This is a genomic window from Microcystis sp. LE19-195.1E (assembly GCF_027532095.1).
Lineage (GTDB): Bacteria > Cyanobacteriota > Cyanobacteriia > Cyanobacteriales > Microcystaceae > Microcystis > Microcystis aeruginosa.
The window spans coordinates 1-10,952 of record NZ_JAPZSZ010000240.1 but is presented as its reverse complement, the minus strand read 5'-3'; the positions used below and the strand labels follow the sequence as shown (position 1 = coordinate 10,952).

Here is a 10,952-nt window from a genome sequence, read left to right as displayed (position 1 = left end):
TCAAAACTTAGTCCCCCTTGGTCGGTGGTTTTTACCCGAATGCTGTAACTATTCTTGGTTTCAAAATCGGGGGAATTATTAATCTGTAATTGATTCCCTACAATCGAGAATGCTGAGTTATCTGTATCTCCTGTTCCTGCTATTAAACTATAGGTAAAGGTATTACCAGTATCGGGGTCTGTGCTAGAAAATGTTCCAATCACTGTGTTAACAGGGACATTTTCATTTACTGTGGTCGCACTTAATGCTAAATCTGTTGGTGTTTCATTAACATCATTGACTAATGCCAGTGAATTACCAATACCAGTAAAACTGGGGACGGTAGAAGAAAAGGTAACATTGAGGTTAGTGCCATCAAAGTCACTTAGGGTTGTAAAAGTAAGCGAGCCTAAACTTAGCGGTAGGGTTGTATTTGGCCATTGACCAAAAAAATCGGCGTAGCGCCAGTTGACGCTTTGATTGGTCTCGGGGTCGTTATCATTGCCGACTTCGTTTGACGCATTAACTGATCCAAATAGGGATTGGGTAAACCCAACGTTGGCGCCGTCGAATTGTAGCTCTGTATTGTCAAAATGAATTCTAAAGCCAATACCGGTTAAAGTTGCGTCGGCGTTGTCTACGTTGTAGGTTACGTTGACAACAATTTGTTCACCGATTCCAAAACTGGTGTTGGGATTTTCTAGAGATAAGGTAATAATTTGACTAGCCATAATGTTTTCTTTTTATGTAAGGTTTAAAGGATGGTGAGGGTGTTTAGATAAGATTGAACTCCTGCTAAGTCCCTTGTCGCGTCGGGAGACATCGCCCCGTCAATGAGGGTGTTGCCTTCAAAGCCCCCGAAGAGGTGGCGCATAGCGATAATCCCGTCGGAGAGAGCATCTACCACGCCGTTACCGTCAATGTCAAAGTAACCCCTCTCGATGCTGGTTTGGAGATAGGTGTTAATTTCGGTGAGGTTACGGGGGGCGTTGGTAGCGACAGCCCCATTGATCAGGTCATCTCCTTCAAAGCCACCAAATAGGTAACGGAGGAGGAGAACGCCATCGGATAAGGCATCGTACTGACCGTTGCCGTCAATATCCAATCCCGTTAAGTCTGTATTAGGAACTTCCTGATTACCGAAGTTGAGATTTTCGAGTGCTTGTCCAGCGCTGAGGGTAACCGTATGAACCAGACTCACTGTGTTGACGGGCGTGTAGGGAGAGTCGCCAGCACCGTCATTGCCCGTATTACCAGATTGAGAACCTTGGGACGGATCGCCAAGGGTCAGAATCGCTTCCCCGATAGCTAAGACATTGACGCGGGGGTAAGAACTGCCGGTGTTGACCACGTTATCGGCTTCGTTATCGCCATCGATGATCAGATCGCTGGTGGTGTCTAGCAGGGTTTTAAATTCGGTTAGGGTTAATTCCCGTTCTAGGTAGGTTTGGGCAATCTGTTGAGAGAGGGTGGCGATCGCCGAAATGTAGGGGGTGGCTTGGGAGGTGCCGCCCATGCTGATGGTGCCGCCGGTCGCATTAGCGCCGGTGATTAAAATACCGGGGGCAAAGACGTCTAGGAGGGGATGACGTTGGGAGAAGGAGGCGATCGCGTCGGCAAAGGTGGCGTAATCGACCGCGCCGTTGCCAAAGGTACGGGAGCCAAAGTCATCGGCCCAGACGGCGCCGACGGAGATAACGTTGGGGTCGGCGGCGGGATAGGACAGTCCGGGAGTGCTATTAAAGGTGTAGAAACTGTTGCCAGCGGCGGCGGCGACGAGAATATTCTGGTTGGCGATCGCCGCTAATTCATCGCCAATGCCGTAGCGTCCGACTTCCGTTGTCCAGTTTTGACTGTCGCCGAGGGAGAGGTTAACGGAGGCGATGTTGTAGGTTTCCGCATTACTGTTGACCCATTGCAGGGCTTTTTCGAGGTGGGCAAAGGAGCCAGAACCGCTATCTTTAAAGACTTTGAGAACAATTAAGTTAGCATCAGGGGCGACAGAGGAAACAATGCTGGCCACATGGGAGCCGTGATTGTTTTTATCGCTGGCATTATTGTCATTATCGGCAAAGTCGTATTGATAAATAATTTTGTCGGCAATGCCGTTGTTGTCTAAATCCGGGCCAAAGAGGGGATGGTTAAGGTCAATGCCGGTGTCGATGATGACAGTGCTATAGCCTTGTCCGGTGATATTAGCGAAGCGAGAATCGGCCCAGAAGTCGTTGAGGTTGAGCAGGCTGAGGGCGTTGCTGTTTAAAGCACTGGATAGGTCAATATTTGTGTTAGCGGTTGGAGAACTATTTAGTAAATTCGAGGGGGACTCGTCATCCACAATGGTGACCGTCGCTAGGCTCTGATTCCCAATCACTGCCCCGTTAGTGGCATTGGTTAATTGGAGCGTAAAGTATTCGTCGCCCTCAACTTTAGCGTCGTTACGAATCCGAATCGTATTGGGCGTATTGAGGAGGGCGTTTTGGACGGTAATGACTTTACTGAGTTCGTTTGCCGCAAAGGTAACTGTAATCGGCGCGTGATTGAAGTCATTATTGACAGAACTAGCGGCGCAACCGCATCCCGTCGCCGTTCCATCGGCAAAGGTCAGGGTAGCGGACACTGTCCCTGCCAGGTTGCCGCTACGGCTGACAACAATCTCGGCGAGGGCAGTCCCGTCCTCGGCAACCAGATAATTAGCGGCGCTGAAGTTGAGTTCCGTTGGGCCGTCGGTGAAAGGAACAATGAAATCTAAGGTGGGAATGGCTAAAGAAACGCTAGAGCCGGTGGTACTGACGCTGAAAATAGGATAGGTTTGTTGCCAACCGTCCTGGACAATTTGGGCAACAGTATAGGTTCCTGGACGTAGATCATTAAAGGTGTAGTTACCGTTAACATCGGTTTGAGTGGAAGTTTCTCCCGTGTCAAGTTGCCCATTATTGTTACTATCTAAATAGACAGTCCAAACCGACAAGCCTATTTCAGTGGATTGTTTAACGCCATCGCCGTTGACATCGTTCCAGGTTTGACCGGTAATGCTTGCTAATTGATACAGACCGGCATCCCAAGAGAGATTTTCTCCTGCATTAACCGTAAAGTTAACGGTTTTGGCGGTGGAAGGGTCAACATCGCTATCCAGTGTGTCGTCACTGCCTTGGTTTAATGGGCTGAGTAGATAGCCTTCAGGAGCGGTAAATTCGAGGTAATACTCACCCGAAGTGATGTTGTCGAAGTTATAGGAACCCGTTGCGTCGGTAGTCGCAGTGGCAATAAGCGTGTTGGCGTTGTCGTAAAGTTTGACCGTTACGTTGGCAATTCCTAATTCTCCGGGGTTTTGAATACCGTCGGCGTTAGCATCAAGCCAAACAAAGTCGCCGATAGTCCCCACTCCACCCGTGACTCGAATGGTGGCTTGGGCTGTGGTGGGAATTTCTTGGGTATTCCCAACATTATCGGTGGCGAGGGCATAGAATCGGTAGGTATGCCCCAGTTGTCCTTGGTAGATGGATTCGGTAAGGGTGCTATTGGTTAACCAGGGAGTATAGTCACCGCCGTTGTCAGAAACATAGATGGTGTAGTTAGCTAAAGCGGAACCGGTGTCGCTCCCCGTCCAACTGACGAGAATTTGGGGATTATCAGTCGTTTCTGGCAGGCTATTGATTTGGCTAGTGGGTTTGTCTGTGTCGAGGGTGTTGAAAATAGGCGGGGTTTTAATGGGTTCTTCGGTATCGAAAATAATTTCGGCTTCAGCGTCAATGACATCCCCCGTCTTTGCGGTAGATTTAGGTCGGATGCTATAGGTCACAAAACCTTCACCACGTCCGTTTTCGTCATTGGTGGGTAGGAATCCCTGTTGTGCGTCTAGAGGGGCTTCTCCTGTGGTGGGATCAACGGTGCTGATGCGCCAGGTCGCAATACCTGTGAGGGTATCAATGGTGGCGGCAATATCTACATAGAAACCCTGGGTTTCAGTTAAGTCAATGCGGGTGCTATGGAAGGCTCGATTACCTTCTAATTCATAGACAGCACCACTCCAACCATAATCATCAACCCGGAAGGTGCGCCAATCGAGGTCGGCATCAAGTTGTTGGGTGATGAATACCTCTTGAGCGGGGGCAGTGGCAGTGGCGACATTTTCAAAGCGAATGGTATAGCGGAGGGGTTCATCAGTATCGATCCAACGATCTTCGCCAAAGCCTTCGGGACCCAGTATGTCATTGGGATCACTGGGTTGAACGGGACGAGGTTTGTACGGGGGATCATCGTTGTCGTCATCATCGTCGTCGTCATCATCGTCATCATCACATTCAGTATCTCCTTCCTTACATTCACAATATTCTTCACGAGGCTTGGGTAATGAAATACCTTGAATTACTAAATCCTCAGTCTCCAAGTTACTAATGTTAGAAATAACTAGAGATTCTACAATGTCTGGGTTAAATAACTCTGGAGTAGACCATGTGGTGTCGTAAGAACTGTAAAAGATACTTGTTTCAAGGTTTGTATCACTAGGATTAACATCTTCTGCCCAAAAAGCAAAAACATTGCCATTTATTTCAGAAAGAGATACAGATCCACTAATTGGATGGTCAACAATTACTTGAGGAGAACTCCAACTATTCCCATTCCAGAAAGAACTCATAAGACGCTCATTGCCGTCTAAGTTGTTAATCCAAGTTAACGGCAATAAACCATTTATTACTTCATGTAATTTTGTACTTGTATCATCTCCCGACCTTTGCAAATCAGCTATTGGTGAAGACCATATTCCATTTTGTTGAACTGCGTAAAATACATCCCCCGATTTAATGGTCTGGTACACATCTTCAGCAGAACTATTTGTGCTAATTCCAGAAGAACTTGCTGCAGTCCAAGCCACAACTGGATTATTATCTACATCGTACATTAGTGAAACTTGACCGATGTATCCAAGACTGTCAGGAATTTGGATTGGATTACTCCAAGTAGTTCCATTAAATGTTGAGATATTGATTGAATCTCCAAAAATCTCTTCTGAGGAGTTTTCTTTCGCCCATGCAAGTAAAATTTCACCGCTTGAACTAATAGCTATGCTTGGAGCAGCATCTTCAGAAAAATCATCTTGAAGATTATTTGAAACACTATTTGTCCCGTAGATATTATTCGTACCGGTTTGAGGATCATAAACAATTGTCAGACCATCAGGCAGTATGTTGTTCTCATCACTAAGGATACCAAAAATTGAAGATCCGCCAAATTCTTTACTCCATTCATAAGTGTAGCTAATCTCGTGATTTCCCCAGCGACCACTTGCCGTTATAGAAGCTGAAATTTCTTTAAACTCTGGTGTAGGCAGTAACTGAACTTCAATTACGCCAGAACCAGTGAGTACACCTTCAACTTTGTCAAACAACTCAACTTCTTCTGCTCCGATACGAAGTCCAGCGTTAAGGCTAACATCACCACCTGATGGCCAAGAGGGAAAATCAGCTTGACTATTCCAAGTTGCTGTTCCTGAAATTCCCCCATCAAGAAAGAGGCCAATGCCCTCAATCTCTATAATTTCATATCCACCAATGTTTAACTCCCATTCATTAATGCTAGGTCCGATTGCACCCGATAGCGAGCCACCAACATTCAAAGATGCGGACTCAAATTCATACTCACATTCTTCTTTATTGATTTTCCAATTTGCCTCTACAGCACCATTAACTGCTCCTTCAAGGCGTTTAGAAAGTTGGGCGCTACCCTCAAGTTCTCCATTAAGTTGAGGATTTTCACCCAATTGCCCACTGATGGTTCCCGATAGTTCTATTCCTGTTTTTCCTCCGATAAAAGGAATTACTTTAGGAATACTTATGCTTTTACCAATATTTATCGAATAAGAAAAAGAACTTAACGTGGTTAAATCTTCTGAAGTGCTAGTTAAAAATTGGTTATTATTGGTACTCCAATAAAGATTATTTGAGGATATTAGGAACGAGTCATAATATAAATCCTTGTCATCTCCAATTTCGCTATCATACTTCTGATAAACAGTAACGATCTCTCCTTCTTGTGTAACAACCAAAGATGGATTTGAGTCATTTATGGTATTATTTGTTAAACTGGTAGGTGTAGTCCATTCATAGGTATTGCCAAGTTCTTCTTGACGGCCAATAGAGTAGTAGATTTCAGATTCATTGCCTTCACCTTGTTTCCAGCTAACAATCAATCCCGGAGTTGTTCCATTAATCAGATTGTCTGAAGCCCGAATTGTAAAGTCAGTTCCCGTAGCTTCTGGAATAGGATTCGATGTTACCCAATTACTTCCATTGAAGAAAGCATGAGTAATGTTGCCATCACGAGACCAAATGATGTGTGTTGTACCCTTTGAATCACGAGTCAAAACTGGATTAGTTTCGTTTACATAAGATACTTCTTCTTGAGATTTGCCATAGATAACAACATTTTGATCACTATTTGCATTGATTTCATATATTGGCAGTTCAAGATCGGTTTCTCCATTGCGATCCATGTCAAAGTCGTAATCGCTTAAAGCTAATTCATAACTGCCAGACTCTAAAGAAATAAATGTGAAATTACCTTGTTGATCTGTGATAGCTGTTCCTACTAGGCGATTGTCTTCGCCTCTTGTTTCATAAGCTGCTAATTCTACACCAGCTAGGGGAATAGCTGTTTCTGCATCTAGTAATTGACCCGATAGATTGGACGATGGCTGATACTCTGGATTAACTGCATACATTCGTGCAAATAAATCTTTTGCATCGTAAATTGGCTCATTCTCAGCAGATAGTTGAGATGACATATCATTGAGCATCTTCACATAGTCGCCATAAGTCTGAACACGAGGCACAATGTTACTCAAGAACCTATCCCACTGAGCATCAGTTAATCCCTCTGGACGAATTGAAACTTCAAAACTATTCCAATCAATAGCTGTGGTATTGTCTGCCGAGTAGGTACGAACCTGAAATTCAATGGGGGCAGTGTTGCTGTTAAAATACACAGGCAGAACATTGATATCCCCCGGTCGCAAAATCCCCTGTGGGCCTTCGTTACTCACACCCAACAAATGCAATGGCGCATCAGAAGTCAGTCCCTTTAAAGTCGTTCCTACTTGGGTATTGGTAACACTTTCAATAATCAACAGAGGAGCGATCGCATCCGTATCTCCCGTATTGCCATAGTTAACATTGAAAGTATAATTGCGGTTCGGACGGACTTCCTCTGGCCCTGTAATATTGGAATCCAAGTCGAAACCACTCGCATCTTGAACCGTGATGACATCCTCTAACCGTGCAGTGCTATTACCCTGGTTTGCTTGAACGTCATACAGCCCCAAGGTTTCATTAAAGAGGTCGAAGGTAACGTAAGCTAGAGTAGAATTTTCTAGATAGATATTCTCGGCGGTGATCAGACTTCCATCAGCGGCCCGGAGTTGGAATGTCGTATCGGTAGAAAATCTTGCGCCACGAATTTCCAGGGTAGCTTCACCAAAATTACCAATTTTCCGACTCGCTACGTCCGTAATAGAGAAAGGAATCTCTTGGGCCAGAATTTCATAACTAGGACTTCCTGAAACCTGATCACCATAGCCCAGCACATAGTAGGTTCCCGTTTGTTCAATGGGAATTACAATTTCTGGATCGGTGTTAAAGGGTTGTGTCGTTGTCCAGTCAAACTGTCCCCGCGTTGGCATTGCGCCATAACGCACATACAATTCATTCAAAGATTGATCAGAGCTGCTATCTAACTTCAGACGAATCGCCTGACCAGCAGTGGCATTGAAACGATAGTAAACCGACTGACCTTGGTCTAAATCCCCAGTGTCGGGCGTTCCTAGCGTTAAAGCTTCTACGTCAAGGGCAATTTTCGCATTTGATACACCAGTATTATTACCCTCATTGACTTCGGGAACTTGATTGCGAATATCGCTACGAACAAGGACATAGTAATCCCCTAAATTAACCCCCGGAACCACGCCATTAAGGGTTTCCGTATAACTTGCGCCAGCGGCCACATCCCCCGAACGATTCACCTGGCCAACTAGGACATCTCCAATGTTCCACTGATTATCAGCAGAAAGATAGACGGCATCCGTCCAACTTCCGTAGGCGGACTCGGTCCCTTGATTCTGAACGGTATAGCTCAGGCTAATAGCTTGACCCGGAATGCCACTGGCCGGAACAGTAACACCAGTCACCACAAGATCCGAGGGCGGGGGGATGATGATTTCCGTTAACGAACCATCAAAGCGCACATTGTTAGATTCTCCATCCCGTTCGTAAACCGCATTACCGCTATCCGTTACCACAAAGGCATAGTAAAGTCCCCCTAAACCTCGTGGGACATCGAATGATTGCGTGACCGTGTAGCTACTACCGTCATTCAGCCCCTCTGTGTGGTTACGATAGCCGAGATAAATATCGCTGTTGCGATCAAAAATTTGGTCACGGGATAGATAAACGGCATCATACCAACTTTGACCCGTATTGGCATCATTATTAACAACCGTCCAAGTTAAACTCAGAGATTGTCCGGCAATTCCCTGTTCCGGCGCATCGACAGAAGTAACGGCAAGATCAGCAGAAGGAGCGGGGGTAATCGGTAGGCTTCCGGTTCCTGAACCGCCTCCACTGATACTATCGCTGGCTAAAACGTTATTATTCTCAAATGCAGCTTCAATAACGTTATTATCTCGGTCAGTTTGCACTAGAACATAGTAACTGCCGTTCAAATTAACCGGAAGCGAGAAAGTACCTGTGGCGCTATAACTTGCTGATGGCTCTAACGCTCCTGCACGATAAACCGACCCTAGACTTATATCATTACCGCTGACATTTTTATCTAAAGACAAATAAACCTGATCGTACCAATAATTGCTATTAGTACGTCCTACCCCTAAATTCGCCACCGTCCAATTGAGGGTCAGCGGCTGTCCGGGAGTTACAGTATTTGGCAGAGTAATGCTAGTAACTTGGAGATCGGGAGTATCACGAGAGATGGTGAGGGGAAAAGCACTAGAGCCGTTGTTCCCCTCATTGCTACCTTCATAAACGCTATTAGCCGAATCAGTGACGACAAATAGCTGATAATTGCCTTCTAGGGTAAAGGGTAAGATAACACTTTCAGTCCGACTGTAGGTACCATTGGGAGCTAAAAGTCCGGTGCGGGTGAAGCTGGCGAGGGTCAGATCATCTGCATCGCCTAAAACCTCATCGTTAGAAACTACAAGGCGATCGCTCCAACTGTTAACAATGGTATCCCCAGTTCCCTGGTTTTTCACTGTCCATTGCACGGAAATCGCCTTACCAGCTTCTCCCGTAGTCGGAATAGTTGCGTTAGTAACGACTAAATCCGCAGGTTGAGAGACAATCTCTACTTGATTGGTTCCTTGAATGACATTATTGGCATTGTCTAATTCAAAGACTTGATCGCCGTTATCAGTTACACCAAAGACATAGTAGGTGCCAGTTAAGGTATTGGGTAAGGCAAAGTTAGCCGTGCGATCATAACCATCACCTGGATCAAGAATGCCATACTGGCCGACACTACCCAAATTAATGTCCGTTGCCGTATTTAGTTGATTATCGCTGGAAAGATAGAAGGTATCAGTCCAATAATAATTCGGGGTTTCTGTGGCTCCAAAGTTAGTGACTCGATAACTGATGCTTAAACTGCTACCAGAACGAGCATTGTTCGGAATCGTTAAGGATTCAAACTCTAAATCTGGTGGCGGCGTTAGGGTAATGTTCGTTGCTGTGGTGTCGTAGCCACTATTGTTATTCTCAAAAACGTGCTCATAGACGTTGTTGTAAATGTCGCTTTGCACAAAGAAGAAGAAATCCCCAGCCACGGCAACAGGAAGATTCACTGTCCCTGAACCCGTGTAGTTTTCTTCCGCATTCAATGCGCCATTGTGATAGAAATTGCCCAGAAGATAATCTTCTTCGTCTAAGGTTTCATCCTCGGACATAAACACCCGATCCCACCAAGCTGTTTCTAAAGTGCGTCCTGTACCAGCATTAGTGACAGTCCAACTCAGGTTCATTGGTTGTCCTGAGAAGGCTCCATTAGGCGCATTAACCGCCGTTACTTGTAAATCGGGAGGTGGGGTTAAATTAACATCCGTCGGCCCACCAGAACCCCAATTATCCCCTTCATTACCAACTTCGGTAACGTAGTTATAAACATCAGTTTGTACGAGGAAATAGTAATTGCCATCAATACCGCGAGGTAGGGTTACGGTTAAACTATTGTTGTAACTATCACCCGCATTTAAGTAACTGATGTTGGTCGCCTGCCCTAAATAGGTGTCTGTATTGTCAATTTCTTGATCTAGTGATAGATATACTCTGTCGTACCAGATGGGGGCATTCGTTGCGCCTGTTCCTGTATTAGTGATTGTCCATGCGACGACTGTTTCTTGACTGGAGAAAGCGGTAGATGGCGCAGCGACCTCACTCACAACCAGATTGGGAACAGGGGCAAGAATAACGCTAAAAATCTGATCATCTGTTGTCGTGTTGTTTGTGTTTGCACTTTCGGCAAGATTTTCGTAGTAATCGGTGGTGACAGTGATTTTATAATTGCCGTTCAAGTCAAGGGGAATATCTAGGTTTTGAATTCTTTCTAAAGCTTGACCCACACCGAGACTACCGGTATAGCTAAAAATACCTAAATCTCTGATAAAGGAATTATCAAAGGCATTAACCAGATAAATTCGGTCAGACCAAGTTCCCGTTGCTCCTGCGTTTCCTTGGTTAGTGACCGTCCAAGAAATTTCGATTGACTCTCCCGATAGGGTTTCCAGAGGAGACTGAATGTCTGTGACCACTAAATCAGGAGCATTAAGGGTGATGGGAACCGCAAAGGTGTTGTTATTATCATTACTTTCCGCTTGATTATTAAAAGTATCAGCAAGAAACAACAAATAGCGATCGCCTGTTGCCGTACTAGGTAAAGTTACATTACGGGTAATGGTATAGCTTCCATCT

General features: G+C 45.3%; 2 protein-coding genes. Both read right to left on the bottom strand.

Annotation, left to right across the window (positions count from 1 at the left end):
- Positions 1-710: cadherin repeat domain-containing protein (locus O9300_RS13425; protein ID WP_287972127.1), on the bottom strand; the 710-nt coding region annotated here is incomplete at its 3' end.
- 23 nt (positions 711-733) lie between these two features.
- Positions 734-10,888: a CARDB domain-containing protein gene (locus tag O9300_RS13420; RefSeq protein WP_287972125.1), complete on the bottom strand. Its 10,155-nt coding sequence runs from the start codon at positions 10,886-10,888 to the stop codon at positions 734-736.
- Between the last annotated feature and the right edge of the window lie 64 nt (positions 10,889-10,952).